Source organism: Aeromonas sp. AE23HZ002T15, assembly GCF_054165525.2.
This window is the reverse complement of the sequence record NZ_CM201342.1, coordinates 2,089,211-2,115,337: the sequence shown is the minus strand read 5'-3', so window position 1 is coordinate 2,115,337 and position 26,127 is coordinate 2,089,211. Positions and strand designations below refer to the sequence as shown.

The 26,127-nt window shown below is 63.6% G+C and carries 22 protein-coding genes; 9 read left to right on the top strand and 13 right to left on the bottom strand.

Translation table 11 applies throughout. The annotated features are described in order from the left end of the window. Positions 1-70 precede the first annotated feature (70 nt). From ACT5M9_RS09755 to ACT5M9_RS09730, 6 genes are all read right to left on the bottom strand, one after another. On the bottom strand, positions 71-1,495 hold the full coding sequence (locus tag ACT5M9_RS09755) for an AMP-binding protein (RefSeq protein WP_457981828.1): 1,425 nt from the start codon (positions 1,493-1,495) through the stop codon (positions 71-73). After that, positions 1,488-2,417, bottom strand: a complete 930-nt coding sequence (gene menC, locus ACT5M9_RS09750; RefSeq protein WP_457981829.1) for an o-succinylbenzoate synthase — start codon at positions 2,415-2,417, stop codon at positions 1,488-1,490. Before menC ends, ACT5M9_RS09755 begins: the two co-directional genes overlap by 8 nt. Beyond that, on the bottom strand, positions 2,417-3,277 hold the full coding sequence (gene menB, locus ACT5M9_RS09745) for a 1,4-dihydroxy-2-naphthoyl-CoA synthase (RefSeq protein WP_438551617.1): 861 nt from the start codon (positions 3,275-3,277) through the stop codon (positions 2,417-2,419). The genes menC and menB overlap by 1 nt, the downstream gene beginning before the upstream one ends. A 72-nt stretch (positions 3,278-3,349) precedes the next feature. Next, on the bottom strand, positions 3,350-4,129 hold the full coding sequence (menH, locus tag ACT5M9_RS09740; protein WP_457981830.1) for a 2-succinyl-6-hydroxy-2,4-cyclohexadiene-1-carboxylate synthase: 780 nt from the start codon (positions 4,127-4,129) through the stop codon (positions 3,350-3,352). A 53-nt stretch (positions 4,130-4,182) separates the two neighbouring features. Then, positions 4,183-5,892 (bottom strand): 2-succinyl-5-enolpyruvyl-6-hydroxy-3-cyclohexene-1-carboxylic-acid synthase, encoded by a 1,710-nt coding sequence (menD, locus tag ACT5M9_RS09735; protein WP_457982037.1) that lies wholly within the window; start codon positions 5,890-5,892, stop codon positions 4,183-4,185. Positions 5,893-5,955: 63 nt separating this feature from the next. Further along, the gene (locus ACT5M9_RS09730) at positions 5,956-7,290 is read right to left on the bottom strand and encodes an isochorismate synthase (protein WP_457981831.1); all 1,335 of its coding nucleotides are present in this window, start codon (positions 7,288-7,290) and stop codon (positions 5,956-5,958) included. Between the two features lie 213 nt (positions 7,291-7,503). Between ACT5M9_RS09730 and ACT5M9_RS09725 the strand changes: the two genes are divergently transcribed. The 5 genes from ACT5M9_RS09725 to ACT5M9_RS09705 all read left to right on the top strand — a co-directional run bounded on the left by ACT5M9_RS09725 (position 7,504) and on the right by ACT5M9_RS09705 (position 12,411). After that, entirely contained in the window at positions 7,504-8,409 is a 906-nt protein-coding gene (locus ACT5M9_RS09725; protein WP_438551614.1) for a 1,4-dihydroxy-2-naphthoate polyprenyltransferase, read from the top strand. 245 nt (positions 8,410-8,654) lie between these two features. After that, positions 8,655-10,781, top strand: coding sequence for a pyruvate/proton symporter CstA (gene cstA, locus ACT5M9_RS09720; RefSeq protein WP_457981832.1), 2,127 nt, complete (start codon positions 8,655-8,657; stop codon positions 10,779-10,781). 54 nt (positions 10,782-10,835) lie between these two features. Next, a complete protein-coding gene (locus ACT5M9_RS09715; protein ID WP_457981833.1) occupies positions 10,836-11,033 on the top strand; it encodes a YbdD/YjiX family protein in 198 nt (65 codons plus the stop codon). A 135-nt stretch (positions 11,034-11,168) separates the two neighbouring features. Continuing rightward, the gene (locus ACT5M9_RS09710; RefSeq protein ID WP_457981834.1) at positions 11,169-12,182 is read left to right on the top strand and encodes a CobW family GTP-binding protein; all 1,014 of its coding nucleotides are present in this window, start codon (positions 11,169-11,171) and stop codon (positions 12,180-12,182) included. A gap of 13 nt (positions 12,183-12,195) precedes the next feature. Then, positions 12,196-12,411 (top strand): DUF6500 family protein, encoded by a 216-nt coding sequence (locus ACT5M9_RS09705; protein ID WP_457981835.1) that lies wholly within the window; start codon positions 12,196-12,198, stop codon positions 12,409-12,411. A 95-nt stretch (positions 12,412-12,506) separates the two neighbouring features. Here ACT5M9_RS09705 and ACT5M9_RS09700 read toward each other — a convergent pair whose 3' ends face one another. Beyond that, positions 12,507-13,901: a PepSY-associated TM helix domain-containing protein gene (locus tag ACT5M9_RS09700; RefSeq protein WP_457981836.1), complete on the bottom strand. Its 1,395-nt coding sequence runs from the start codon at positions 13,899-13,901 to the stop codon at positions 12,507-12,509. Between the two features lie 273 nt (positions 13,902-14,174). On the opposite strand from ACT5M9_RS09700, the gene ACT5M9_RS09695 reads away from it, so the two are divergent. Next, on the top strand, positions 14,175-14,606 hold the full coding sequence (locus ACT5M9_RS09695) for a hypothetical protein (RefSeq protein ID WP_457981837.1): 432 nt from the start codon (positions 14,175-14,177) through the stop codon (positions 14,604-14,606). Between the two features lie 29 nt (positions 14,607-14,635). On the opposite strand, the gene ACT5M9_RS09690 is transcribed toward ACT5M9_RS09695, so the two are convergent. Beyond that, positions 14,636-14,926, bottom strand: coding sequence for a YkgJ family cysteine cluster protein (locus ACT5M9_RS09690; RefSeq protein ID WP_438551608.1), 291 nt, complete (start codon positions 14,924-14,926; stop codon positions 14,636-14,638). 79 nt (positions 14,927-15,005) lie between these two features. Next, a complete protein-coding gene (gene dbpA / locus ACT5M9_RS09685) occupies positions 15,006-16,385 on the bottom strand; it encodes an ATP-dependent RNA helicase DbpA (RefSeq protein ID WP_457981838.1) in 1,380 nt (459 codons plus the stop codon). Between the two features lie 529 nt (positions 16,386-16,914). Between dbpA and ACT5M9_RS09680 the strand changes: the two genes are divergently transcribed. Continuing rightward, on the top strand, positions 16,915-18,120 hold the full coding sequence (locus ACT5M9_RS09680; protein WP_438551606.1) for a NupC/NupG family nucleoside CNT transporter: 1,206 nt from the start codon (positions 16,915-16,917) through the stop codon (positions 18,118-18,120). Between the two features lie 171 nt (positions 18,121-18,291). Here ACT5M9_RS09680 and ACT5M9_RS09675 read toward each other — a convergent pair whose 3' ends face one another. Next, complete coding sequence (locus ACT5M9_RS09675) at positions 18,292-21,282, bottom strand: Ig-like domain-containing protein (RefSeq protein ID WP_520395668.1); 2,991 nt, start codon at positions 21,280-21,282, stop codon at positions 18,292-18,294. Between the two features lie 543 nt (positions 21,283-21,825). Continuing rightward, positions 21,826-22,278, bottom strand: coding sequence for a YaiI/YqxD family protein (locus ACT5M9_RS09670; RefSeq protein WP_457981840.1), 453 nt, complete (start codon positions 22,276-22,278; stop codon positions 21,826-21,828). 102 nt (positions 22,279-22,380) lie between these two features. Between ACT5M9_RS09670 and zntB the strand changes: the two genes are divergently transcribed. Both zntB and ACT5M9_RS09660 read left to right on the top strand, forming a co-directional pair. Continuing rightward, positions 22,381-23,373 carry a zinc transporter ZntB gene (gene zntB, locus ACT5M9_RS09665; RefSeq protein WP_457981841.1) on the top strand — a complete coding sequence of 331 codons (993 nt, stop codon included), beginning with the start codon at positions 22,381-22,383 and terminating at the stop codon, positions 23,371-23,373. 9 nt (positions 23,374-23,382) lie between these two features. Continuing rightward, positions 23,383-23,901, top strand: coding sequence for a mechanosensitive ion channel domain-containing protein (locus ACT5M9_RS09660; RefSeq protein WP_438551602.1), 519 nt, complete (start codon positions 23,383-23,385; stop codon positions 23,899-23,901). A gap of 40 nt (positions 23,902-23,941) precedes the next feature. Here the strand turns inward: ACT5M9_RS09660 and ACT5M9_RS09655 are convergent, their stop codons facing one another. Beyond that, complete coding sequence (locus ACT5M9_RS09655; protein ID WP_438551601.1) at positions 23,942-24,190, bottom strand: hypothetical protein; 249 nt, start codon at positions 24,188-24,190, stop codon at positions 23,942-23,944. Between the two features lie 87 nt (positions 24,191-24,277). Then, a complete protein-coding gene (locus ACT5M9_RS09650; RefSeq protein WP_457981842.1) occupies positions 24,278-26,089 on the bottom strand; it encodes a cation:proton antiporter in 1,812 nt (603 codons plus the stop codon). Between the last annotated feature and the right edge of the window lie 38 nt (positions 26,090-26,127).

Here is a 26,127-nt window from a genome sequence, read left to right as displayed (position 1 = left end):
CCCTATATGGGGGTAAGCATCAGAGAGAGGCTCGTACCGGGGTCGGGGAAGGCGCGCCCGACCAGGGCGGTCAGGATGCAGCGGCCAGGGTGGCGAGCCGGGTGCGGGAGGGTTTGAGGTTGCCGCCGAGATCCGGCCAGGGCAGCCAGCGATCCGGCACCATGAAGCCGGGCAGTGACTGCCTGATCCAGGCCGCCAGTTCGGCAGGAGGAAGGGCCTCCCCGTGCCAGTCGACAAAGGCGGCGGGGCGCTGGCCCCACTGCTCGTCCGGGATGGGGACCACCAGCGCCTGGGCCACGGCGGGGTGATCCACCAGCCGCTGCTCTATGGTCTCCGGCTGGATGTTCTCCCCCCCCGAGATGAAGAGGTTGTCGAGCCGCCCCTCCACCACCAGCACCCCGTCCGGGGTGAGATGGCCCTTGTCCCGGGTGTGGAACCAGCCCTCGGCGTCAAGCGGCCGCTCCAGCCCGCCCGCCTTGAAGTAGCCGGCGAACAGGGTGGCACCGCGCACGCAGATCTCCCCCTGTTGGATGCAGACCTCCCGTCCGGGCAGGGGGCGGCCCACCACGCCGGTGCCGGCGGGCTGGCCGGTGCAGACCTGGCTGCCCATCTCCGACAACCCGTAGCTCACCTTGGGGGTGAGGCCCAGGGCGCGGAGTCGGCTCACCAGGGGCTCCGGGATGGCGGCGCCGCCGAGCAGCAGCTCCCGCAGACGGGTGCGGGTTGGGTCGAAGCCCTGGGCCAGCAGGCGCCAGAGCTGAGTCGGCACCAGGGAGAGGTGGGTGATGGGCTGCTGCTCCAGCCGATCCTTGAGGGGCCGGCTGCGATCGTCCAGCACCAGGGCCGCCCCCGCCAGGAAGACCCTGAACAGGATGGCGTAGCCGCCGACGTGAAACAGCGGCAACGAGAGCAGCCAGCCGCACGCCTCATCCAGGGGAATGAGGGCGCCTGAGCCCCTGGCGGATGCCAGATGGTTGGCGAGGCGGTGCACCACGGCCTTGGGGGTACCGCTCGATCCCGAGGTGAGGATCATGTTGCTCGGCTGTTCGGGGGTCAGAGGCAGGGGGCGCTGACCCTCGTCCAGCTCGGCCCCGAAATCCAGCCTCAGCCCTTGCCAGGAACCGTCCGGGATCGCGGTCGCGGACCAGAAGGCGGCGACGGCGAGTTGGGTGGCCAGCTCGGCCTGTTTTGGCAGGGGGAAGGCGGGGTTGAGGGGACAGAAGATGATCTGGCTGCGAATGCAGGCCCAGGCCAGCAGCACGTCTGCCTCGGCCCCGCGTACCACGGCGGCCAGCCTGTCTCCGGCCTGCAGGCCCGCAGACTCCAGCTGCCGGCAGAGGGCGTTTAGCCTCAGATCCAGCTGCCGGTAGCCGAGGGGACGTCCCTGCGGCGTGGGGGCGTGGATGGCGATCCGCTCTGGTGCCATCAGGGCCCAGTGGCGGACCGGGCAGGACTCGGTGGCTTGACCGATAACGGGTGATTGGGCCTCAATCACGGTGGAACAGGGGCTTGAGCTGTGCCAGATCGGGCTGGCCCTGCTTGTCCAGCAGATCCCCGGTCAGCCAGCGGCGGGTGTCCAGGCCCGGCGCCTGATCCGGCGCCCATTCGCCTGCGAGGCGGGCGAGCTGGCCGAGGCCGACGCCGGACTCGAAGCAGGAGGAGACGATCACCTTGAGCCTCAGATCCCGGGCCTTGGCCACCAGGGCCTCGCTGTTGGCGAGGCTGCCCAGCAACATGGGCTTGAGTACCAAGGCCTTGAGCTGGGGGATGGGTTGCCAGGCTTCCCCTTGGCTCAGCAGCTCGTCCAGGGCCACCGGCATGTTGGTGCGGGCGGCCACGAAGGCGATGTCGTCGAAGCGGGCACAGGGATCTTCCAGGTATTCGATCCGGTTCGCGTCCAGATGGCCGCAGAAGGCCCAGGCCTCCTCGCGGGTCCAGCCCTGATTCGCATCCAGCACCAGCTTGAGATTGGGGCGTCTGTCCAGCAGCAGGCGGATCAGCGCGAGTTCATCTCGCATGGGGTAGCGGGCCACCTTCAGCTTGGCCTTGAGGGGGGTCTCGTGCAGCCACAGCTTCCAGTTCTTGAGCAGCTCCTGGGGGGAGCCTTGAATGAGGGGATAGGGCTCGGGCAAGCTGGCGGTCTGCGCGGGCCACTGGCGCCGGGCGCAGTCTAGGCCAAATTGCACCGAGGGCAGGCGGGGGGCCATGGTTTCGCCCCTCGCCAGCTGCGTCAGGCAGGCGATGGCCTCGGTCTGTGCCTCGGCCAGGGTCTCCCTGGAGAAACCGGGCAGGGGGGCTATCTCCCCCCAGCCGTCGTTGATGCGCACCAGCAAGCCCTCGCGCGCCGCCTCCACCTTGCCGTGAAAGGTCAGAGGCTGGGTAAAAGGCAGATGGTAGCGATAGAGGGCGAGTGTCATCAGGGGTTCCGCTTGTATTTGGAGAAGTCGGGACGGCGTTTCTCGTTGAACGCGTTGCGCCCTTCCTGACCCTCTTCGGTCATGTAGAACAGCATGGTGGCATTGCCAGCCAGCTCCTGCAAGCCGGCCTGGCCGTCGCAGTCGGCGTTCAGGGCCGCCTTCAGGCAGCGCAGGGCCATGGGGCTGTTCTGCAGCATCTCGCGGCACCAGCGCACGGTCTCGCGCTCCAGCTCGGCCAGGGGCACGACGGTATTGACCAGACCCATGTCGAGGGCTTGCTGGGCATCGTACATGCGGCACAGGAACCAGATCTCGCGGGCCTTCTTCTGGCCGACGATGCGGGCCATGTAGGAGGCACCCCAGCCGCCGTCGAAGGAGCCGACCTTGGGGCCGGTCTGACCGAACTGGGCGTTGTCCGCCGCTATGGTCAGGTCGCACATCATGTGCAGCACGTGGCCGCCACCGACCGCGTAGCCCGCCACCATGGCCACCACGGGCTTGGGGCAGGTGCGGATGTCGCGCTGGAAGTCCAGCACGTTGAGGTGGTGGGTGCCTTCGTCATCCCGGTATCCACCGTAGTCGCCACGGATCTTCTGGTCGCCACCGGCGCAGAACGCCTTCTCGCCGAAACCGGTGAGTATGATGGTGCCGACCCGATCGTCGTAGCGTGCATCGGCCAGGGCCTGCAGCATCTCCTTGACGGTGCGGGGACGGAAGGCGTTGCGCACCTGGGGACGGTTGATGGTGATCTTGGCAATGCCATCCTGGGACTTGTGATAGAGGATGTCCTCGTAACCGGCAGAACAGTCCTGCCATTCGATAGGAGCGTAGAGTTCCGCTTCCGTCATTGCTTCAATCATGTGCACTCTCTTGTTGTTGGTCGGCCCGCGGGGGCAGGCCGGGATGGTTCATGGCCGGACGGGGCGGCCGGCTCAGGTGCTGCCGTGCCAGTCACGCAGGCAGGCGGCGAAGCGTTCGGGTTGGTCGGCGTGCAGATTATGGCCGCCATCCAGCGCCAAGTGATTGATATTGCAACCCTGCTCCACCAGCTGGCAAGCCAGGCTGTGGAATTTTTGATCCCGGCTGCCGGAGATCCAGGTCACCGGCAAGGGGGGGGCGGTCCGCGCGGCGGCCCTGAGCCAGGGGGCGAGATCCGGCTGCTTGCCCAGCGAGGTGGCCCGCAGCATGGCGGCCACGGCCCGGCCATCATTGCCGAGACGTCTGGCGATCTGCCGTGTCCGTCCATCCTCGTCGAGATCCGCGAACACCGGCTGGCGATACCAGTCCGCCAACACCTCGGCCAGGGGGTCGTCCTCGAAGCGGCGGGCCCAGATCTCGTCGTGGGCGATGCGGGCGGCTCGCTCGGCGGCGGGCAGACCGGGGTGGCAGTTCTCCAGCAGCAGGGCCTGCAGCCCTTCGGGGGCCTGGCTGGCGTGATAGAGCGCCAGCCGCCCACCAAGGGAGTAGCCCGCCAGCCGGTAGCGGCTGATGCCGCGTGCCGCGAGCTCGCCACAGAGCCAGGCGTTGGCCTCGTCGAAGCCGCTGACCCGATGTGAGCGGTTGCGGCCGTGACCGGGCAGATCCAGGGCGTGGCATTCGATCCCGGGCAGGGCGTCGATCACCCCCTGCCAGTCCCGACCATCGCCGAGCAGACCGTGCAGCAGTACCAGCGGCACTGCGCGATTGTCTGGATTAGAAGTCACGTGTCGCATTTCCCACTGTTTTTGGATCCTCGGTCACTTCGCCGTCACTGAAAGACTGGATGTCAGTGACCACGAATCACATTTCCCAGAGCCTTCAGATCCTCGGCCACTTCCTGGCTCGGCACCTTGATTTCAATCAGAGTTACGCCCTTTTCCAGGGCCTGCGCGTAATTTTGCTCGAACTCGGCCAGGGTGGTCGGCGCCCGGTACTGTAGGCCGAACATGGCGGCGGCGTGCTCGAAGTGCAGGCCGTGGGGCAGGCAGTAGTAGGTCTCCAGCAGCCGATCGCCGGTGGGCACCGGCAGCATGCGGAAGATGCTGCCGCCGTCGTTGTTGAGCAGGATCACCACCAGGGGCTGGCTCCCCTTGCCGAGCAGGGCCAGGCTGTTGAGATCGTGCAGGGCGCTCAAGTCCCCGAGCAGCAGGGTGGTAGGCTCCTCGCGCGATTGGGCGAAACCATAGGCCGTGGCGATGAGGCCGTCGATGCCGGAAGCACCGCGATTGGTCATCACCCGGCTCGGCCCCTTGCCGGTCTCGCCGAGCATGTCCATCAGCCGGGCCGGCATGCTGTTGCCCACGAACAGCTGGCCTTCGATGAGCCGGTTCAGGCGGTGGCAGACTCCGAGTTCGGAGAAGCGATCGCCGGCGGCGCGGATCTGCTGGCTGGCCCCTTGCTGGCGTTCCCGCAGTCTGTGCCAGGGTTGCTGCACATCGGTCTCCTGAACGGGATGGGCGGCGACGAAGGCGGTGGGCTCGCACAGCAGGCGGCGGCGCAGCCGGTAGTCAGGATCCAGGCGCGCCGGCTGTGGATCCACCAGCCAGTAATCCTGCCAGGGGTGTTGTTTGATGAACTGGCCGAGGCGCTTGGAGACGAGGCGGGCGCCGAATTGCAGCAGCACCTCGGCACGGGCCAGCTCGCTCACGAAGCAGCTGTTTTGCAGGGCGAGATCCATGTGGATGAGGTTACGTTCATCGAAGCGGATCTGGCTTTGCAGATCCGCCAGCAGCGGCCAGCCGAGACGCTCCGCCAACTCGGCCACCGCCTTGCCTTGCTCGGGATCCTGGATGCGGCCCGCGACGATGACGCCGCGCTTGCCTCTCAGCTCGGCCCAGTCGCTCTGGACTAGGCAGGCTTGCTCCCCCAGCTGCCAGGGGCTCCAGGGCTCGCCCGAGCGGAGCCAGTCGCCGAGGGGCGCCAGGTAGTCGCCGAACTCCTGATAGTGGTCGCCCGGGTAGAGGGGCTCGGGGTACATGCAGTTGAAGTGCACGGGGCCGGGAGTGCGCGCCTGCTGGGCCAGCGCCTGATCCACCGAACTCAGCACGAAGGCGGCGGGAATGGTCTGGGTCGGGCTCGGCAGATTGAGCTGATAGACGGGGTAGTGGCCGAAGATCCCCTGCTGATTGATGGCCTGGTTGGCCCCATTGTCGATGAGCTCGGGGGGGCGGTCGGCCGAGAGAATGATGAGGGGCACCCCGGTCAGCTGGGCCTCGGCCACCGCGGGCCAGAGGTTCGCCACCGCCGTGCCCGAGGTCATGATGATGGCGACCGGTCGGCCCGTGCCCTTGGCAAGCCCGAGCGCCATGAAGCCGAGACCCCGCTCGTCGAAATGCAGGTGGCGGCGAAAGCCCGGGTGGGCGGCGGCGGCCATGGTGAGGGGGGCCGAGCGGGAGCCGGAGGCCAGGGTGATGTCCCGCACGCCGAGACGATAGAGCTCCTCCAGCAGGAGGGAAGACCAGACGTGGTTGAAGGTGGCGTGCTGGCTGGCAAACACTCGGTGCTCAGACACTTGGCTGGCAGACATAGGGCTCTCGCAGTGAGGAATCGATGAGAAAGGCTATCCCAGCAGGGAGAGCACGTTGGCTATCTTGTTGTCGAGCTCGGCCCACTCGGCGGCGGGCTCGGATCCCGCCACTATGCCGGCGCCGGCAAACAGGCGGAGGCTCTGCTCCTGCACCAGGGCGCTGCGGATGGCGACGGCGAACTCCGAGGTCTCCCGGCTCAGCATGCCGCAGGCCCCGGCGTACCAGCCCCGTTCGTAAGGCTCGTGCTCGCGGATAAAGGCGAGCGCCGACTCGCGCGGCGCACCTCCCACCGCAGGGGTGGGATGCAGGGCGTCCAGCAACTGCCAGTCACACACCCCGGGGCCGAGCTCGGCCTCGATGTCGCACTTGAGGTGCTGCAAGAGCCGCAGCTTGAGAATGCGCGGCTCGGTCAGGCTGGCATTGCTGGTGAGGGGGGCGAGCCGGCTGAGGATGTCTGCATGAACCAGCCGGTTCTCCAGCCGGTTCTTGCTGTCGGCCAGGAGTTCCGCCGCCAGTCGCTCATCGGTGGCGGCATCCCCGGAGCGGCGAATGGTGCCCGCCAACGCCTCGGTGAAGAGGTGGCGACCTTCCCGGCGATAGAGGCGCTCGGGGGAGCAGGAGATGAAGCTCTGCTCCGGGCTGAACTGGAAGCCGAAGTGGAAGCACTCCTGGGCCTGGGCTGCCCACTGGGCCAGCAGGGACCAGGGGGAGAGGGGGGACTGGCTGGTGTCAATCTGCGCCAGACTGCTCTCACGGGAGAGCACCACCTTGGGGGTATGGGCCTGGGAGGCCGGGCTGGTGACAGTCTCGACCAGCTGTTGCCACAGGGCCGGTGAGGGGCAATCCTGCCGCTGCCAGGCCCGTTTGCCAAGGGTGGGCAGGGGAGCTTCCGGCAGCAGGGCATCGAGGGCCGATCCGGCGGCCCGCAGCTCGGCATCGAATGCGTCGGCCTCATCCCGTGTCGGCAACCAGAGGTTCAGGCAGAGGCTGACACTTTCCCCCCGGCGCACCAGCTCGATGCGCGGCAACACGAAGCGGCAGGGGCCGAACCCGGGCCAGCCGGGCTGAGCGGGATCGAACGCCAGACCGCCGTAGTAGCGGGGGCTGTCATCGCTGCCGCCGTCGATGCTGTCGCAGACCCGGCGGATGTCCTGGGGGCGGGTCAGCTCGTGGATGCAGCCGAGGGCCACATACTCCGGGCTCCTGGGGCCGCGGGCCTGCCAGTAGATGCGGGGATAGAGGGTCTGCGCCGCCAGCCAGCCCAGGAAGGATTGTACCTCGACCGCCACGCGCAACCGCACGAAGCCGCTGACAGTGCCGTGACGCAGGGCGTCCAGCTGTTGCTTGATATGGGTCTGAGCCAACATGGATGTCTTGTCTGAGCCGGATAGTGGCGATCGCTCCGGGGGGAGGATGGCGCAGGTTGATGCCAAAGGGCGATGATTTCCTATATATTATCTGCCCATTCTTCCATGTAAATTGCCCGAGGGAGCCCAAAACCCCCACGGAGCCCAAGTATACCGAAATCCGGTTCGATAACCCTTAACACGATCAATATCTGATTGTTTGGCCATCACAATATGACAAATACCTTCTCTGTTTGGCTGTTGGCGGCGCGTTTGCGAACACTGCCCCTCGCCTGTTCCTCCATCTTGCTGGGGTCGGGGCTGGCCGCCAGCCGGGGTGCCTTCGATGGCGCCATCATGGGCCTCTCCCTGTTGACCGCCATCCTGCTGCAGATCCTCTCCAACCTGGCCAACGACTATGGGGATGCGGTCTCCGGTGCCGACAACGGCGAGCGCATCGGTCCCCAGCGTGCCGTGGTCTCCGGCCTCATCACCCGCAAGCAGATGTGCATCGCCATGGGGCTGACGGCGCTGGCGGCTATCGTCAGCGGCCTCGCCCTGCTGGCCTGTGCCTTCGGCGAGGCCTGGCAGCAGATACTGCTGTTCGTCCTGCTGGGGGGGGCCGCCATCATCGCGGCCATCACCTACACGGTGGGCAAGACCCCCTACGGCTATCGCGGTTTCGGCGACATCTCCGTCTTCCTGTTCTTCGGCCTGCTGGGGGTGCTCGGTTCCTACTACCTCTTCACCCACACCCTGCAGTGGGATCTGCTGTTGCCCGCCACCGCCTGCGGCCTGCTGGCGACCGCCGTGCTCAACATCAACAACGTGCGGGACATAGAGACGGACGCCGCCAGCGGCAAGATCACTCTGGCGGTGCGCCTCGGTCGCAACCGCGCCATCGCCTACCACTGGGCTCTGCTCGGGGCGGCGCTGCTGGCCACCGTCGCCTTCCTGCTGACGCAGCAGGCCGGCCTCTGGCCCTGGATCTTCCTGCCCGCCTTGAAGCCCCTCACCGATGCCGCCCGCACCCTGCGACTGAGCTTCGATGGGGAGGTGTTGACCGGCGCCCTCAAGAAGACCGCCATCAGTGCCTTCCTCTACAGCCTGTTACTCTCCATCGGGCTGGCCCTCTCCTGAGTGAGGATCGACAAGAGGCCCCGCGAGGGGCCTTTTTTGTGGGCGCCTTGCCGTTTTTATCAATCCATTCAGTCTCATCCGTGCAGCCTTCATCCCCTTCGCCGTGATCCGGTCGGCAATATTGAGAAATTCCCGCGGCAGGCTCAGGAGTTGTGACGGAGCCCGATTGTGGCACCCACTCGATTGCTATAGAGATGTAACCGTATCTGGCTGCTTGTGTAAAAAATCCATGGAGGGAGCACTGAATGGACAAGTTAGGGAAACATCTGGGATGGGGGTTGCTGGCGCTGGCCGGTGCCTGCTCCCTCGGCTATATCGCCCTCAACCGTGGTGAACAGATCAACGCGCTCTGGATAGTGGTGGCAGCGGTGTGCGTCTATCTGATCGCCTATCGCTACTACGGCCTCTTCATCGCCAAGCGAGTACTGGCGGTGGACAGCACTCGCATGACCCCGGCGGTGCGTCACAACGACGGTCTGGACTATGTGCCGACCGACAAGAAGGTGCTGTTCGGGCACCACTTCGCTGCCATCGCGGGCGCCGGCCCCCTGGTGGGCCCGGTGCTGGCGGCCCAGATGGGCTATCTGCCCGGCATGCTCTGGCTGCTGGCCGGGGTGGTGCTGGCGGGGGCGGTGCAGGACTTCATGGTGCTGTTCGTCTCCACCCGTCGGGACGGTCGTTCCCTCGGCGAGCTGATCAAGTCGGAGATGGGGCCGACGGCCGGGGTCATCGCCCTGGTGGCCACCTTCATGATCATGGTGATCATCCTGGCGGTGCTGGCGATGATAGTGGTCAAGGCGCTCGCCCACAGCCCCTGGGGCACCTACACGGTGGCCTTCACCATACCGCTCGCCATCTTCATGGGGATCTACACCCGTTACCTGAGGCCGGGTCGCATCGGTGAGGTCTCCATCATCGGCCTGGTGTGCCTCATCTTCGCCATCGTCTCCGGCGGCTGGGTGGCCGAGAGCGAGACCTGGGCGCCCTACTTCGACTTCGATGGGGTGCAGCTGACCTGGATGCTGGTGGGCTATGGCTTCGTCGCCTCCGTCTTGCCGGTCTGGCTGCTGCTGGCACCGCGGGACTACCTCTCCACCTTCCTCAAGATAGGCACCATAGTCGGCCTCGCCATCGGCATACTGGTGACCCAGCCGACCCTGCAGATGCCGGCACTGACCCAGTTCGTGGACGGCACAGGTCCGGTCTGGGCCGGGGATCTCTTCCCCTTCCTGTTCATCACCATCGCCTGTGGTGCCGTCTCCGGCTTCCACGCGCTCATCTCCTCCGGTACCACCCCCAAGATGCTGGCCAACGAGAACCAGGCCTGCTTTATCGGTTACGGCGGCATGCTGATGGAGTCCTTCGTCGCCATCATGGCCCTGGTCTCCGCCTGCGTCATCGATCCGGGCGTCTACTTCGCCATGAACAGCCCCATGGCGGTGCTGGCACCGGCTGGGACCGCCGACGTGGTGGCCTCCGCCGCCGCCGTGGTGAGCGGCTGGGGCTTCCAGATCACCCCGGATACCCTGACCCGCATCGCCAGCGAAGTGGGCGAGCAGAGCATCATCTCCCGTGCCGGCGGCGCCCCGACCCTGGCGGTGGGCATGGCCTACATACTGCACGGTGCCCTCGGCGGCCTGATGAACGTCGCCTTCTGGTACCACTTTGCCATCCTGTTCGAGGCGCTGTTCATCCTCACCGCGGTGGATGCGGGCACCCGGGCCGCGCGCTTCATGCTGCAGGATCTGATGGGGGTCATCTCCCCGTCCCTGAAACGTACCGACTCCCTGCCGGCCAACCTGCTGGCCACCGCCCTGTGCGTGCTGGCCTGGGGTTACTTCCTGCATCAGGGGGTGGTGGATCCCCTCGGTGGCATCAACACCCTGTGGCCGCTATTTGGCATCGCCAACCAGATGCTGGCGGGGATGGCGCTGATGCTGTGCGCCGTGGTGCTGGTGAAGATGAAGCGCCAGGCCTACGCCTGGGTGGCCCTGCTGCCCACTAGCTGGCTGCTGATCTGCACCCTGTCGGCGGGTTGGGAGAAGACCTTCAGCGACAATCCCAAGCTCGGCTTCCTGGCCATCGCCAACAAGTTCCAGGCCATGATCGACAGCGGCACCATCCCAGCCCAGTACACCGAGTCCCAGCTGGCCCAGCTGGTGTTCAACAACCGGCTGGATGCGGGGCTGACCCTGTTCTTCATGGCGGTGGTGGTGATCCTCGCCTTCTTCTCCCTGAAGACGGCCATGAAGGCCCTGAAGAACCCGCAGCCGACTGCCAACGAGACTCACTACCAGCCGATGCCGGCGGGCAAGGGGGCGGCCCAATCCGAGTCTGACGACGACGGCGATCTGGCCCCCAGCCTCAAGTAACTCGACAGGCCGGCACCCCGGGGTGCCGGCCCTTCTCGCGAACAAGGAGCAAGCATGTTCGATACCCTGGCCAAGGCGGGCAAATACCTGGGGCAGACCGCCAGACTCATGGTGGGGGTGCCCGATTACGACAACTATGTGCAGCACATGCGGCTGACCCATCCGGAGCAGACCCCCATGAGCTATGACGAGTTCTTCCGCGAACGCCAGGATGCCCGCTACGGCGGCAAGAATGGCGGGCGCTGCTGCTAAGGTTTTACGACTTCCCATCACGGGACTCTCACCCTGATGCAGGCTGTGGCGGTCACCCTTTACTGATAGATTTTCTCTGTGCCAGTGAGCGATAGCGGGCACTGCTACTTATTCCCTTACCACAGGACTCCCACCATGACCCAGGCTGTAGCGGTCACCCTGCTGACCGGTTTTCTCGGCGCCGGCAAGACCACCCTGCTCAACCACTATCTACGCCACCACGCGGATGCCTCGGTGGCCATACTCGAGAACGAGTTCGGCGCCGCCAATATCGACGGCGCCCTGCTGGAGGGGGGGGCCGGGGTCAGCGTGGTGGAGCTCAGCAATGGCTGCGTCTGTTGCAGCGTGCGCGGCGAGTTCGGTGCGGCCCTGGCCGATCTGCTGGCCCGGCGGGCGGCGGGGGCGCTGAATTTCGAGCGACTGATCGTCGAGACCACAGGGCTCGCCGATCCCGCCCCCATCATCCAGACCTTCTTCGTGGAAGAGGGGCTGAGGGACGCGCTGCGCCTCGATGCCGTGGTGACCCTGGCGGATTGCGAGCACATCGGTCGCCAGCTGGACGAGCATCCGGTGGCGGCGGCCCAGCTCGGCTTCGCGGATCGCATCCTGCTCACCAAGACGGACCGGGTGGACGAGGCGGCGCGGGAGGCTGCCATCGCCCGCATCCACGGGATTAATCCCAGGGCAGAGATCCTCGACATAGTACAAGGGGAGTGCCCGGCCGCGCTCTGGCTGGATCTGGACGCCTTCACCCTGAGCGACGAGCTCGGTCTGAGCTCGGGCCTGCGCATAGTGCGGGGCAGTGGTCAGGGTTTCGAGGCCTTCTCGCCGCTCTCGGCCCGGCCCCGCTCCTGGCACGACGCCATCTCGGCCCAGTTGTTCGAGGGGGGCGAGCTGGATTTGAAAAAGATCGGCGCCTTTATGGAGTCCTGCGTCGATCGGCACGGCAACGACATGCTGCGTTACAAGGGAGTGCTGGCCATCGCCGGCGAACCGCGTCGCCTCATCGTGCAGGGGATACACAGGGTGGTGGGCTTCGACTACGGCTCTCCCTGGGGGGATGAGGTGCCGAAGTCCCGGCTGGTGATCATCGGCCGCTACCTGCCAGTCGACAAGTTGCGCGCCGGTTTTCTGCAGACCCAGGAGTGAGGAGTGTCCACCCATGCGTGCATCGCTGAGAGAGAAGATGATCCGGGTCTGCCAGAAGAAGATCGCCCAGAAGGGGGAGGGGGTGGGCGTCTCCTTCTACGCCTTCTTTGCGAACAAGAATGAGGATCCCGTGCTCTTGATGGAGGCGGCGACCTGGTGGATCCAGACCCATGAACTCGACCACTTCGAGAAGGCCAGCAAGATCGTCCGCCTGGTTGAGGCCGAATAGTTGAGACCGAATACCAGGACGGGATGAAACGATAAGGGCTCCCGATGGGAGCCCTTTCTTCATCCGCTTGGCTGATGAGTATGCTGCCCGAAGGATCAGCCAGCCTGGATCGTCCCCGCCGGACGGCGGGAGAAGATCAGGGTGTCCAGCAGCCAGATGATCACCATGGAGGCCCCCACCAGAGGGAAGGCGATACCGAGCAGCACCAGCACGGCGATGGCGCCACGCATGGGGGGCAGTTTGGCGGGCAGGGGCGGGGCCGCGAGGCGACCCTGTGGGCGGCGGTTCCACCAGATCCAGAGCCCGCTCAGGGCGCTCAGCAACACCATGAGGCAGATGAGGAACATGACGAGCTGATGGAGCCAGCCGTACATCTTGCCCATGTGCAGCATGACGCCTGTCTCCACCACCTTGGCGACCGGGCCATAATCCTGCCAGCGAACATCCGCCAGCACCTTGCCGCTGTATTGATCGATGTGCAGGGTGGCGTCGTTGCGCGGATCGTCGGCAAAGATCGCTATGGTGTAGACACCGGTCTCCCCCGAGGGCGGCGTGATGCTGTAACCCGGGGTGACCTTGCGCTCGCTGGCGATGTCGACCACCTGCTGCAGCGGGATGCGGTGGCTGGCCATCACCATGCCCTCGTGGCTACCGTGACCCATGGCGCTGTGATCGTGACCCTCGGTGGCGGGTTGGGAGCTCGGCATGGGGGTGCTCTCCATGGCCCAGGGTACCGTCTGCTCATGGGCATGGTTGAGGCTGCGGGCAAGCGGTGCGGACTTGGGCACCTCGTTCCACATGGCGGCCGGGAAGCGATTCCAGAGGTTGGCGAACTGATCCCCCCAGAAACCTGTCCAGGTCATGCCGCTCAAGAGCAGCAACAGCAGGAAGCCGGCGCCCCAGAAGCCGACCACCGCGTGCAGGTCCCGCCACCAGAGTCGCCCCTTCTGACCCGCCCTGGGCCAGAGGATGCCGCCGACGCCGGGCCCCTTGCGCGGCCACCACAGGTAGAGGCCGCTGATGAGCAGCACTATGCCCCAGCCAGCGGCCAGCTCGATCAACCTGTCCCCCGTGGTGCCTATCATCAGCTCGGCGTGCAGGGCCCGCGCCACCGCCTGCAGATTCCACTTGTTGTCCATGGTGCCGAGCAGGGCGCCGCTGGCGGGATCCATGAAGAGGGTCAGTTCGCTGCCCTGGCGATCGACCACTATCTGGGCACTCGCATCCGGGGCTATCGGGGGAAAGTATTTGCGCAGGCTGGCATCCGGCATGGCGATCACCGCCTTGGCCAGCAGCTGGTCTGCACTCAGAGCCTGAGCTGACGGCTCGACCTTCATCAGCTCCGGATACATGAGATTGTCGAGCTGGGGCTTGAACAGATACACCATGCCGGTGAGGGAGAGCAGGATCAGGAAGGGCGCGACGAAGAGCCCCGCATAGAAGTGCCAGCGCCAGATCCGCTGGTAATGATTCGCGTCGTGGTTTTTCATCTCTGATCCTTGCGGTCGGGGTAAAGGTTGCAGTTGGTGGAAGGTTTGCTGGCGCGGATGATAGCAGCAACGTTTTGTTAACTGCAATAAAACACGGTTGGCCGGTCAGGGATTGACGTTTTCCCGCTTGGCAGGGTTGAGTGGTTTGATGCTAATTGACTGATTTAAATCATTATTGTTGTATTGAGTACGGTGCTGGCTGATTACTCCATTACTCGTCTGTGGCATATTGAGGGGTGAATGGTGCACCGGAAAATCCAGGAGGAAGTTGTTGTGTATTTGCAACCGCACGGTCAATTCGAGTTGCAGCAGCGGGAACGGGTGCTGCTCTGTCGTCCGATTGGCGCGTTCAACCTGGCGGGTGCCATGGCCTACGAGGCCGAATTCAGTCGGCGGATCGCCGGCCTGAGTCAGGCCCCCTGGGGCATCGTCGAGATAGCGACCGAGTTTGAGGCCGCCGGGCCCGAGGTGCTTGCCCGATTCCGCAGCCAGTTCGACTGGTGCATCGCCAACGGCTGCGCCTTTCTGGCGGTGGTGATGGAAGGGGGCTTCAAACAGTATCTGGCGAGCAGGGTCTTCGCCGGCCTGCCATTTCAAGGGGTGCATTTCTGCGAGAGCGAAGAGGAGGCCATCGACTGGGTCAGGGGGCAGCTGGCCGCACTGGACGGCAGTCCTCTTTCTGAAAAGCAGGCATCTTCTGTGTAGGGAGCCGGGCATGCCTACCCGAGTGGTGGTCAGTTCAGGGTGATAAACCACTTGTCCCGTTCGTCGATGCAATCGGGTTCCCCCATCTCGAACTCCCGGCAGATGAGGGGGCGCACCTCGTAGATGCGACACATCATGGTGTTGCGATCCAGGGCCGCGCACCAGCCATCCTCCAGCCGGTGCATCACGGGCACCTCTCCCTCCCGCTCCTCTACATAGCGATCCGGCACGCCGGTATCGGTGAACAGCATCACCTCGAGGCGGCAGCAGCAGGCCTCACAGTTCTGGCAACTCACTTCGGGTCGGGTCTGTTGGGTCATATCATCGTCTTGCTGTCATGGCATGGATAAATAAAACAGGCGCCACATCGGCGCCTGCGTCTGGCTAATGGCGGGAGCCTTAACCCAGCTTGCGGGCACGGTAGCTGCGGCCCTTGATCTTGCCTTCCTGCAGCCGCTTGAGGGCGGCGCTCGCCACCTGGCGCTTGACCGCCACGTAGGAGTATTGCTCGGAGATCTGGATCTTGCCGACCTCGCTGCCGGCAATGCCGCCTTCCCCGGTCAGGGCGCCCAGGATGTCACCGGCGCGGACCTTGCTCTTGCGACCCGCGTCGATGGAGAGGGTCACCATCTGGGGCATGGTCGGCTTGATCTCGCGACCGATCTCGCTCAGGTCCCCTTGGGGGATGGGTGCCTGCTGGTACTCCTCGATGAAGTTGACGCGCTGGGCCTCGTTCGGCTGATAGAGACTCAGGGCCAGACCCTGCTGGCCGGCGCGGCCGGTACGACCGATGCGGTGCACGTGCACTTCGGGGTCGTAGGTCAGCTCATAGTTGATGACGGCGCCCAGCTCCTTGATGTCCAGCCCGCGGGCCGCCACATCGGTGGCCACCAGTATGGTGGCGCTGCCGTTGGCGAAGCGCACCAGCACCTGATCCCGCTCCCGCTGCTCCAGATCGCCGTTCAGCGCCAGCGCCGAGAAGCCCTTGGCGGCCAGGTGATCGGCCACGTCGTTGCAGGCGCGCTTGGTGTTGCAGAACACCACGCAGGAGCTCGGCTGATAGTGGCTGAGCAGCCAGGTGAGAGCGTCTAGACGCTGGCCGGCGGGCACTTCATACAGCTTCTGCTCGATGGCGTTGCCCTCGTGCAGGGACTCCACGCTCACCTCCACCGGGTTGCGCTGCACGCCGCGGCTCATCTGGGCTATTCCCTCCGGGTAGGTGGCGGAGAACAGCAGGGTCTGGCGGCGCTCAGGGGCATGGCTGATGACTCTGTTGATGTCTTCGCCAAAGCCCATGTCCAGCATGCGATCCGCCTCGTCCAGCACCAGTGTCTCCAGGCTGGAGAGCTCGAGGGTACCCTGTTCCAGGTGCTTGAGGATGCGGCCAGGGGTGCCGACGGCGATGTGGGCACCGAAGCTCAGGGTGGCGGACTGGGGGGCGGTCGGGGTGCCGCCACACAGGGTCACCAGCTTGACGTTGGGCAGGGTGCGCGCCAGGCGACGGATCTCGGTGGCTACCTGATCCGCCAGCTCACGGGTCGGGCAGAGCACCAGGGCCTGCACGTCGACACGGTTGACGTTGAGGCGGGAGAGCAGGCCGAGGCCGAAGGCGGCTGTCTTGCCGCTGCCGGTCTTAGCCTTGGCGATCAGGTCCTTGCCTTCGAGTACCAGGGGCAGACTCTGGGCCTGGATCGGGGTCATCTGCAGATAACCCAGGCTGGCGAGGTTCTCCAGCAGGGCGGGGGAGAGGTTCAGACTGCTAAATTCGCTGTTGTTCACAAAAAGACTCTATTTCAAAGAAAACCGGGAGCGCGGTGCGCTTAAGGGCGCGCATTGTACCAGAAGTCGTGCTCGCTGTGATGGATTGTGGCGGATTTTTGAACGCCATGGCGACGAGCCGGCTTCGGATGAGTGAGGGAGGTGTCGCTCGACGACGGGCAAGGGTCGGGGTCCTGACCACGACTAATTATGCGCAAGAAAGATAAACGTTTTTCAATGGTGGCGATTAAATAAAGGCCACGATAACCCCATGAATAAAGGCTTGTGCTGAACAACACTTGCACGCAGATAAACAGGTCAATATAAGCAAAAATTAATGATGAAAAATATAATGCATTGTTTTTGTTGGTGTATTTAATATTTCTCCTTAGTGGGTATCTCGTTTTTTTTGATTAATTAATTTAAAAACGTTTGTATTATTTTGTGTGCATATTTTTACCGCAGATTGTGATGGCCATCTGATTTTTAAATATGCAATTCTCTATGATGGCGCCGGTCAAAAATTACAACTCACTCAGGTGCTACTGGTATGGAATACGTTCACTTTGTGCTCGGGCTGGTCATGGTCCTCGCGCTGTCGTTGCTGGCTAACCGCCGCAACTGGAAACAGATCAAGCTGCGCTTCATCGGCCAGCTGTTGGTGGTGGAACTGGCGCTGGCCTGGTTCATGCTGAACTCCGAAGTGGGTCTGGCGGTGGTGGGTGGCTTCGCCGCCGGCTTCACCAAGCTGATGGAATTCGCCAAGCAGGGGACCGACTTCGTGTTCGGCGGCCTGATGAACGAGGGGGCCTTCTCCTTCTTCCTGATGGTGCTGATGCCCATCGTCTTCATCTCGGTGCTGATCGGTATCTTGCAGTACATTCGCCTGCTGCCTCTGGTGATCCGTGGCATCGGCACAGTGCTGGCCAAGATCAACGGCATGGGCAAGCTGGAATCCTTCAACGCCATCAGCTCCATGATCGTCGGTCAGTCCGAGAACTTCATCGCCCTCAAGAACATCTTGCCGCACCTCAACGAGAAACAGATGTACACCCTGGCGGCGACCGCCATGTCCACCGTCTCCATGTCCATCGTCGGTGCCTACATGCAGCTCATCGAGCCGCGTTACGTGGTAGCTGCCCTGGTGCTCAACATGTTCAGCACCTTCGTGGTCTTGTCCCTGATCAACCCCTACGAGCCCGACAATACCGTGACCGATGCCAAGACCCTGGCGGAAGGTGACGAACACCACAGCCCGAAGAAGGAGAACTTCTTCGAGATGCTGGGGGAATACATCATGGCCGGTTTCTCCGTGGCGGTGATCGTCGCGGCCATGCTGGTCGGCTTCATCGCCCTGATCGCCCTGGTGAACTACCTGTTTGAGATGGCCTTTGGTGTCAACTTCCAGCACGTCATGGGCTACATCTTCTACCCCATCGCCTGGATCCTGGGCATCCCGAGTGGCGAGGCCCTGCAGGCCGGTTCCATCATGGCGACCAAGCTGGTCACCAACGAATTCGTGGCCATGATGGATCTGGGCAAGATCGCCGCCGAGCTCTCTCCGCGCACCGTCGGCATCCTCTCCATCTTCATGGTGTCGTTCGCCAACTTCAGCTCCATCGGCATCATCGCCGGTGCGGTGAAGGCACTGAACGAAGAGAAGGGCAACATGGTTTCCCGCTTTGGCCTGAAGCTGGTATACGGCTCCACCCTGGTGAGCCTGCTCTCCGCGGTGATCGCCGGTGTGATGATCTGATCGTCGCCTTGATCGTGCTGACAAGCCCCTGCCCAGGCAGGGGTTTGTTTTTTGTAGTGCTAGCCCCGCCGTTGATGAGGGAGCAGAGAAGTGAAGAGGCCGCCAATGTTGGCGGCCTCTCTGCTTGCTGCACTGTCCTCATCAGGGTGGTGATGAAGACTGTGCCTTCTATCAAGGGCAGGTGATGGCGTTGCTGGTCACGCCATTGAGGGTGGCCTGGTAAGTCACCTGCTGAGTCAACAGCAGTATCTCGACGTTGTTGAGGGTAACCCCGATAACTACGCCATTCTTGCTCCAGGTGACGGTATTGCTGACATCCAGCGTGCTGGCGTCAGAGAAGGTTGCAACGGCCTTGCGGGTCACTATGTTGGCGACCGGGAGTCCGAGCAGCCCTAACTGAACCTGCGTGGTGCAACTGGCCGCCAGACTGCTGAGGGTTGCCGCCGTGACAGTAATCGGCTTGCTGTCAGCCCCGGTCAGGAAGCTGGCGCTGATGTTGGCGTTGCCCGCTGCCACCCCGTGTGCGACCCCGGTGCCGGAGACGGTCACCACGCCAGTGTTATCACTCTGCCAGTGGGCAAGGGCGCTGACATTCTGGGTGGTCAGGTCGCTGAAGGTCGCGGTCGCCTTCAACTGAACCTGGTTACCGCTCGCCAGATTGGGGATGGTGTCTATGCTGAGCCCGGTCACAGTCGCTGCCGTTGCCGCGATGCTGATGGTGGAGGTAGTGCCACCCAGACTGCCGCTGATGATGGCAGAGCCCACGGCCAGCGCCTTGATCTGGCCGTTGGCATCCACGCTCACCAGGGTGGGCGAACTGCTGCTCCAACTGGCCTGGCTGGTGACATCTACCACCGTATTGTCGGAGTAGGTTGCCAGTGCCTTCAGTTGACCATTGGTGCCCAGTGCCAGGGAGGCCAGGGGGGTGCTGATCTGGATGGCGCTCACGGTCGCCGCCGTGACCGTGATGGTCAGGGTGCTGGTCTGCCCGCCGAAGCTGCCGGTGATGGTGGCCGTTCCGGGAGCCACTGCGGTGACCTCACCACTGGTGTCGACGGTGGCAACGTTGCTGTCGCTGCTGCTCCAGGAGACCAGACCCGTGATGTTCTGGCTGCTACCATCGGAGTAGCTGGCAACGGCAGTCAGCTGGGTCTTGGTACCGGCCGCCAGGGTCGATGCCGTCGCCGACAAGTCGATCTGGTTCACGCTGGGATTGGTAACGCTCAGGCTGACAGGGTTGCTGGTGACGCTGCCCACGCTACCGGTCAGGGTTGCACTGCCAATGGTGACCGCAGTGACTTCACCGGACAGGTTGACGGTGGCTACTCCGATATCCGAGCTGTTCCAGTCCACCAGATTGGAGATGTCCTGGGTCGTGTTATCGCTGTAGGTGGCGATCGCCGTCAGCTTGCCCTTGGTGCCCTTGGCCAGGGTCAGGGTGGGCGGGGTGATCTGGATCTGGCTGACGGTGGCGTTGGTCACCGTCAGCACAGTGCCGGCACTGGTCACACCGTTGACGCTGGCAGTGATGGTACTGGTACCTACCGCCACCCCGGTCGCCAGACCCTGGGTGTCTATGGTGACCTTGGTCGGATCGCTGCTGACCCAGGCTGCCTGGTTGGAGACATCCAGGGTACTGCCATCGCTCAGCACGGCCTGGGCCTTGAACTGAACCGAACTGCCCTTGGCCAGGGTGCCGTTGCCACCGTTGAGGACGACCTGAACGCTGCTGACTGTGGCATTGGTGACCACCAGCAATACCGTATTGCTGGACACGCCATGGAAGAGGGCCGAGATGTTTGATCCCCCTGTATTGACTGCGGTTGCCTCGCCGCCAAGGTCTATGGTTGCAACGCTGATATCCGTACTATTCCAATTGACCTGGTTGGTCACATCCTGCGTGGAGTTGTCGCTGAAGGTGGCGACCGCCTGGAATTGCAGCTTGCCCCCTACGGGCAGAGAGGCATTAGGCGGCGTGACTTGCAGTGCGGTGGCGATGGCATTGGTGATGGTCAGACTGACACTGCGGCTGACGGAGCCCAGGGTGGCGGTGATGCTGGCCTGGCCTATGCCGTTACCCGAGACCTGTCCCTGACTGTCTACACTGGCGATGACGGGGTTGTCGCTGCTCCACAGCGCCTGAGCCGATACATCCTGAGTGGATCCGTCGCTGAAGGTAGCGATGGCCTGCAGCTGACTCCTGGTGCCGAGGGCAATGGTCGAGACGGCAGGAATGACTTGCAGGGCGGTAGGGCTGGCGTTGTTGACCTGGAGGCTGGTAGTGGCAGTGACACCCAGCAGCGTTGCCGAGAGTGTCACTGTGCCTGCCGCGACGCCGGTCACCAGACCCGTGTTGTCGACGGTGGCGATGGCGTTGTTGCCGCTGAGCCAGGCCGCTTGGGTGGAGATATCCTGAGTGCTCTGGTCGGTGAAGGTTGCAATGGCGGTCAGCTGGGTGGTGGTGCCTTTGGCCAGCTGTACGGATGCCGGGATGATCTGGATCTGGCTGATGGCCAGGTTGACAGCCGAGACGGTGGTTTGACCGGTGACCCCCTGTACGGTCGCCGTGACTGTGGCATCACCGGGGTCGTTTGCGGTGATCTTGCCCTTGCTGTCGACGCTCAGCACTGCTGGGTTGCTGCTCTGCCAGTGGGCCTGGGTCGACACATCCTGGGTGGTGTCATCGGAGAGGGTGGCGATGGCCTGCAGTTGCAGCGACAGTCCTTTGACCAGTGCCGTGGTCGGAGGAATGATGGAGATCTTGGTGGCGATGGCATCCGTGATGGTCAGGGTAGAGGTGTTGCTGGTCACCCCCTGATAGCTGGCGGTGATGCCTGTGCTGCTGATCTTGAGGGTCTTGGCCAGCCCCTTCTCATCTATGATGGCGATGCTAGTATCGGCGCTGTTCCAGCTGGCGACATCCGTGATATTGGCGGTGCTGTTGTCGCTGTAGGTGGCGATGGCCAGATACTGGGTGCTAAGACCGAGGGGGGTGCTGGGGTTGGCCTCTGCACGTGCCTGATTGCCTGCCGTATCGGCAGAGATATCGATCTTGGTTAGCGTCTTGGCGGAAGGGTTCGTGGGTTTGGTGTCCCCCCCTCCTCCACCACCTCCACAGCTGAATAAGAAGAAGGTAAGAAACAGCGAGAGAAATACTGTCATTGGCTTGTTCATGGATATTCCCCTTTAATCTCTGTGCCTAAGGTAAGAGGGGATCCACCCTGATGAAGGGACAGCGAATCCCGCAGAGATATTTACCTCTGTTTTTGTTGAGCGACATGTTTCGTCAATCTACTGATTTATTTGGTTTTAAATCTGGACTTTGATGCTTTCTATGAGATGAAACCTCGTTATTTTCATGGGTGTGGATACTCAGGTCTGAATGTCTTGATCTTGCTATGGATAAATTTGTTACTTGTGGGTTGCTAATATGTCTAGGTCAGGGTGAGGGGTATTTCAATGATTATTGATATAATTAAAAATATGGTTTTGTAACAAACTATAGATAACTGGTTATATTGACGAGCAGGCTTGCCAGAGGATCAAGTACGAGTCGATTGGGTATTGAGTGAGTTGGTTTGCACCATGGAGGGCGCTAGTGGAGTGTGGCGGCCTGCAGGCAGGCCGACATCTGACGAGGGATAGCTGAAAGACGTCATGGGCCTGAGGGCAAGGCCCATGAGGGGAGGCAGGAGCTGCGGAGGATCAGGCCAGTTTGCCCTTGAGCAGCCACCTGTCCAGGGCGTTGGCGAAACGCTGTTTGTCAGAGGCGTTGAAGGGGGCTGGGCCGCCAGTCTGGACGCCGGCCGAGCGCAGCTCCTCCATGAAGTTACGCATGCCGAGCCTGGCCTGTATGGTCTCGCGGGTATAGATCTCGCCGCGAGGATTGAGCGCCTCGCCACCGGCGTCGATAACCCAGGACGCCAGCGGGATGTCGCCGGTGATGACGAGATCGCCGGGCCTGACCTGCTGCGCTATCACATGATCCGCCACATCAAAGCCCTTCTCCACCTGCTGTGTCTTGATGAAGGGAGAGGGCGGCACGCGCAGGCTCTGGTTGGCCACCAGGGTAGTGACGACCTGGGTGCGGTGGGCGGCACGGTAGAGGATCTCCTTGACCGGGAGAGGGCAGGCATCGGCATCGACCCAGATGGGCATGGCATGGTTTCCAGTGTTAACGCGGGGGCATATCTTAGCACGCTTGACCGCAGAGGAGTGCCCGGGGCTGAGCCGGGCCGGGCTTTAGTGTAAGCTGGCCCGATGAATCGATGCGAGAAGGATGAGTGGATGGATCGGGTGCCCAGTGATGTGATTTATGGTCTGACCCTGGATGGCAAGGGGGGCATGTTGCCCTTGCCGGCGGGGAGCGAGATACCCGGCGCAGAGCCCAGCTGGTTGCACCTGGACTATGGCAATCCGGAAGCGGCCCGCTGGCTGTTGCAGACCCCGCTCATCAACGAGGTGGTCCGCGAGTCCCTGCTCGGCCAGAGCAATCGCCCCAAGCTGGTACGCATGGGGGAGACGGTGCTGCTGATCCTGCGGGGCATCAATCACAACAAGGATCACAGGCCAGAGGAGATGGTGGCTCTGCGCATCTACATCACGCCGGACCTCATTCTCAGCAGTCGCCGCCGCCCCCTGTTGTCGGAGCGGGACGTGTTCGAGCAGCTGAAGCTGGGAGGCGGTGCCGACTCGCCGGCCGACTGGTTGGTGGAGATCTGCGATGCCCTGACCGACCGAGCCGGGGAGTTCGTGGAGGAGCTGCACGATCAGATCCTGGAGCTGGAAGAGCAGGTGCTGCTGCGGGATCTGCCCCCCAACGGCCGTCTGGCCCGGATCCGCAAGCAGCTCATCATGATCCGCCGTTATCTCTCCCCCCAGCGGGATCTGGTGGCCCGCCTCGCCAACGAGAAGATCAGCTGGCTGGATGAGGACGACAGGCGCCGCCTGCTGGACATCGCCGATCGTCTGCGGCGCTGGCTGGACGACCTGGATGCCGGGGTGGCCCGCACCGCCGTGCTGGCGGACGAGATCAACAACCTGATGGCGGAGGCGACCAATCGTCGCGCCTACCAGATGTCGGTGATGGCGCTGCTGTTCCTGCCGGCCACCTTCCTGACCGGCCTGTTCGGCATCAACCTGGGTGGCATGCCGGGGGCTGAGAGCCCGGTGGCCTTCTGGGTCTTCAGCGGAGTCTTGCTGGTGCTGGCCGTCATGCTGGCAGTTTGGCTCAAACACAGACGCTGGTGGTAAGGAGCGCAGATGACGACATGGGAATCTTTTGGCGTGACCCTGCTGCTGTTGCTGGGCCATACCCTCATTCGCGGGCTTATCCACAAGAGTCTGCTGGCCCTGGCCAAGACCAAGCAGGTGAGCGAGAACCGGGTGCTCTACGTGGAGCATGTGTTCCACTTCCTGCTGGGGTGTGCGACCCTGCTGATCCTGGCCGGGGTCTGGGGGCTCGACTTCTCCCGCCTGGTGGTGCTCGCCTCCTCCTTCTTCGCCGTGCTCGGCGTCGCCATGGTGGCTCAGTGGTCGATCCTTTCCAACATCACCGCCAGCATCACCATCTTCTTCGCCTTCCCCTACAAGATTGGCGACCGGATCCGCATCCTCGACAAGGATGACTCGGTGACAGGGGTCATCACCGAAATCGGTCTCTTCTATGTGCGGGTGCGGGACGACAACGGTGACATGGTCACCTATCCGGCGAACCTGATCCTGCAAAAACCGGTCAGGAAGCTGGAGGAGAGGGAAGCCGTGCCGCTGCAGCCAGAATGAAAAAAGCTCCCTCGGGAGCTTTTTTCATGGGCAAGCTGACTCAGCGTTCGAAGAAGTGGTAGAGGTGCTCGACCTGCACCGGGCAATCGGCCACCCGGTGGATATGGTCGCGGGCCTCCTCGGCGGAGGAGAAGCTCACCGGACACCCCAGAGTGTCCGTCATCTCGTACAGGCGACCATCCTGACCGCGAAACTCCACGATCCAGCCGGGTGATACCACGTCGTGCAGGATCTCCGCCTCCTTGAACCGCTGCTGCTGATGCAATGCCCGCAATTCGGTGACCGTCATGACATCCTCCTATGACTGATGACACTCACCTTCAGTCTAGTTGCCGGTGCGGCACGAGATCCTGTCTTGGCGTCGCTCCGTTGATCCTTATTGCTCGGGCTCCTTGCCCACATCCTGGCCGGGTACCTCCCGGGGCGGTTGCAGGGCGATCACCAGCTCGCCGGCCTGAGGCTGGATGGGGCCGGTAACCACCCGGGGCTGCCCCTTGGCGTCGAGCAGGAACAGCGGGATGGCACTGGGATTGGCCTCCTGATACTGGCGCCAGTTGAAGGCCTCCCGCAGCCGGGTCGCCTTGATCTGGCCGCCCCGGCTCAGCAGGCCGCTCAGGCGGGCGAAGTTCATCTCGGCCCCGAACAGGTTCTGACGGGCGCGGAAGGTGGCGCTCTCCCGGTTCGCCTTGCCGTGCTGCTCGCTGGATCGCAGGGAATAGACCTTATCCTCCCCGTAGAGATGGGCGAAGTGCAGCACGCCGAGGGCATTGTTGTGGCGGTTGGGGGAGAGGGCCAGCACTGTGCTGATGCTGGTGAGGGGCAGGTGCAGCTCGGCCTGTTCCGACTGCGGATTGCCGAAGTAGCAGGGCAGGTTGCTCATGCGCGCCAGCTTGCAGTGCTCCCAGGCGGGATCGGACAGCTGTACCGGGATCCCCTGATCCGCCAGCGCCTTGGCGATGGCGCGGGCCACCGAGTTGGCCCCGATCAGCAGCCAGACATTGGGGGCGCTTTGACGCATGCCGAGCAGGCTGGCCAGGGGGGCCGAGGTGAGGCTCTGCAGCACCACGGTAAAGATGATGACGGCGAATACCAGGGGCACCAGCTTGTCGGCATCCGCAATGCCCGCCTCGTGCAGGCTGATGGCGAAGGAGGCGCTCACCGCCGCCGCCACTATACCGCGAGGGGCGATCCAGCCGAGCAGGGTGCGGGCGCGCCAGGGAAGTTCCGACCCCAGGGTCGACACTAGGATGCAGAGCGGGCGGGCCACAAACTGCACCACGCACAGCAGGAGCAGCACCATGGGGCCGAGTTGCCACAGCTGGGCCAGATCGAGCCTGGCCGCCAGCAGAATGAACAGGGAGGAGATGAGGATGACGGCGAGATCCTCCTTGAACTCCAGCACCTCCTCCAGATCCAGCCCCTCCTGATTGGCGAGCCAGATGCCGAAGACGGTGACCGCCAGCAGGCCGGATTCGTGGCTGAGCCAGTCAGACAGGGTGAAGGTGACCAGCACCAGCGCCAGCACGCCGAACTTGTGCAGGCTGACCGGCAGCCAGTCCTTGCGGATGAGCAGGGTGGTGAGCCAGCCGGCGGCCACCCCGATCAGAGTACCGACCCCCACCGTCTTGGCCAGCGCCAGCAGGGTGTGGCCGAGCACGTCGCTCTGGCTGCCGAGGCGCACCGCCTCGAACACCAGCACCGCAAACAGGGCGCCGATGGGATCGATGACTATCCCCTCCCAGCGCAATATCTTATCCACCTCACGCACCGGCCGGATCACGTTGAGCATGGGGGCGACCACGGTAGGCCCTGTCACCACCAGCACGGCGCCGAGTACCATGGCAACCCGCCAGTCCAGCCCCAGCAGGAAGTAGCTGGCTCCCCCTATCACCGCGAAGCTGGCCAGCATGCCGATGGAGCAGAGGTTGCGCACCACCTTGCCGATCCCCTTGAGTTCGGCCAGGTGCAGGGTCAGCGCCCCCTCGAACAGTATGATGGCCACCGACAGGGAGACCAGGGGGAACAACAGATCCCCGAGCAGGGCATCCGGGTCGAGCACCCCTGTCACGGGGCCGAGCAGCAGGCCGCTCAGCAGCAGGAAGAGGATGGCCGGTACCCGCAGGGACCAGGCCAGCCACTGGGCCAACAGGGAGATCAGGGCGATCCCCGCCAGGGAGAGTGCGATCATGCCAACCTCGGGCAGGTGATGGGGTTGGGAGTAGTGTA

Excerpts from the sequence above, each read along its gene's own strand:
- menC (WP_457981829.1), bottom strand. The coding sequence starts at position 2,417 with ATGACACTCGCCCTCTATCGCTACCATCTGCCTTTTACCCAGCCTCTG.
- menB (WP_438551617.1), bottom strand. The coding sequence starts at position 3,277 with ATGATTGAAGCAATGACGGAAGCGGAACTCTACGCTCCTATCGAATGG.
- menH (WP_457981830.1), bottom strand. The coding sequence starts at position 4,129 with ATGCGACACGTGACTTCTAATCCAGACAATCGCGCAGTGCCGCTGGTA.
- ACT5M9_RS09730 (WP_457981831.1), bottom strand. The coding sequence starts at position 7,290 with ATGTTGGCTCAGACCCATATCAAGCAACAGCTGGACGCCCTGCGTCAC.
- ACT5M9_RS09725 (WP_438551614.1), top strand. The coding sequence starts at position 7,504 with ATGACAAATACCTTCTCTGTTTGGCTGTTGGCGGCGCGTTTGCGAACA.
- cstA (WP_457981832.1), top strand. The coding sequence starts at position 8,655 with ATGGACAAGTTAGGGAAACATCTGGGATGGGGGTTGCTGGCGCTGGCC.
- ACT5M9_RS09715 (WP_457981833.1), top strand. The coding sequence starts at position 10,836 with ATGTTCGATACCCTGGCCAAGGCGGGCAAATACCTGGGGCAGACCGCC.
- ACT5M9_RS09710 (WP_457981834.1), top strand. The coding sequence starts at position 11,169 with ATGACCCAGGCTGTAGCGGTCACCCTGCTGACCGGTTTTCTCGGCGCC.
- ACT5M9_RS09705 (WP_457981835.1), top strand. The coding sequence starts at position 12,196 with ATGCGTGCATCGCTGAGAGAGAAGATGATCCGGGTCTGCCAGAAGAAG.
- ACT5M9_RS09700 (WP_457981836.1), bottom strand. The coding sequence starts at position 13,901 with ATGAAAAACCACGACGCGAATCATTACCAGCGGATCTGGCGCTGGCAC.
- ACT5M9_RS09690 (WP_438551608.1), bottom strand. The coding sequence starts at position 14,926 with ATGACCCAACAGACCCGACCCGAAGTGAGTTGCCAGAACTGTGAGGCC.
- ACT5M9_RS09680 (WP_438551606.1), top strand. The coding sequence starts at position 16,915 with ATGGAATACGTTCACTTTGTGCTCGGGCTGGTCATGGTCCTCGCGCTG.
- ACT5M9_RS09675 (WP_520395668.1), bottom strand. The coding sequence starts at position 21,282 with ATGACAGTATTTCTCTCGCTGTTTCTTACCTTCTTCTTATTCAGCTGT.
- ACT5M9_RS09670 (WP_457981840.1), bottom strand. The coding sequence starts at position 22,278 with ATGCCCATCTGGGTCGATGCCGATGCCTGCCCTCTCCCGGTCAAGGAG.
- zntB (WP_457981841.1), top strand. The coding sequence starts at position 22,381 with ATGAATCGATGCGAGAAGGATGAGTGGATGGATCGGGTGCCCAGTGAT.
- ACT5M9_RS09660 (WP_438551602.1), top strand. The coding sequence starts at position 23,383 with ATGACGACATGGGAATCTTTTGGCGTGACCCTGCTGCTGTTGCTGGGC.
- ACT5M9_RS09655 (WP_438551601.1), bottom strand. The coding sequence starts at position 24,190 with ATGACGGTCACCGAATTGCGGGCATTGCATCAGCAGCAGCGGTTCAAG.
- ACT5M9_RS09650 (WP_457981842.1), bottom strand. The coding sequence starts at position 26,089 with ATGATCGCACTCTCCCTGGCGGGGATCGCCCTGATCTCCCTGTTGGCC.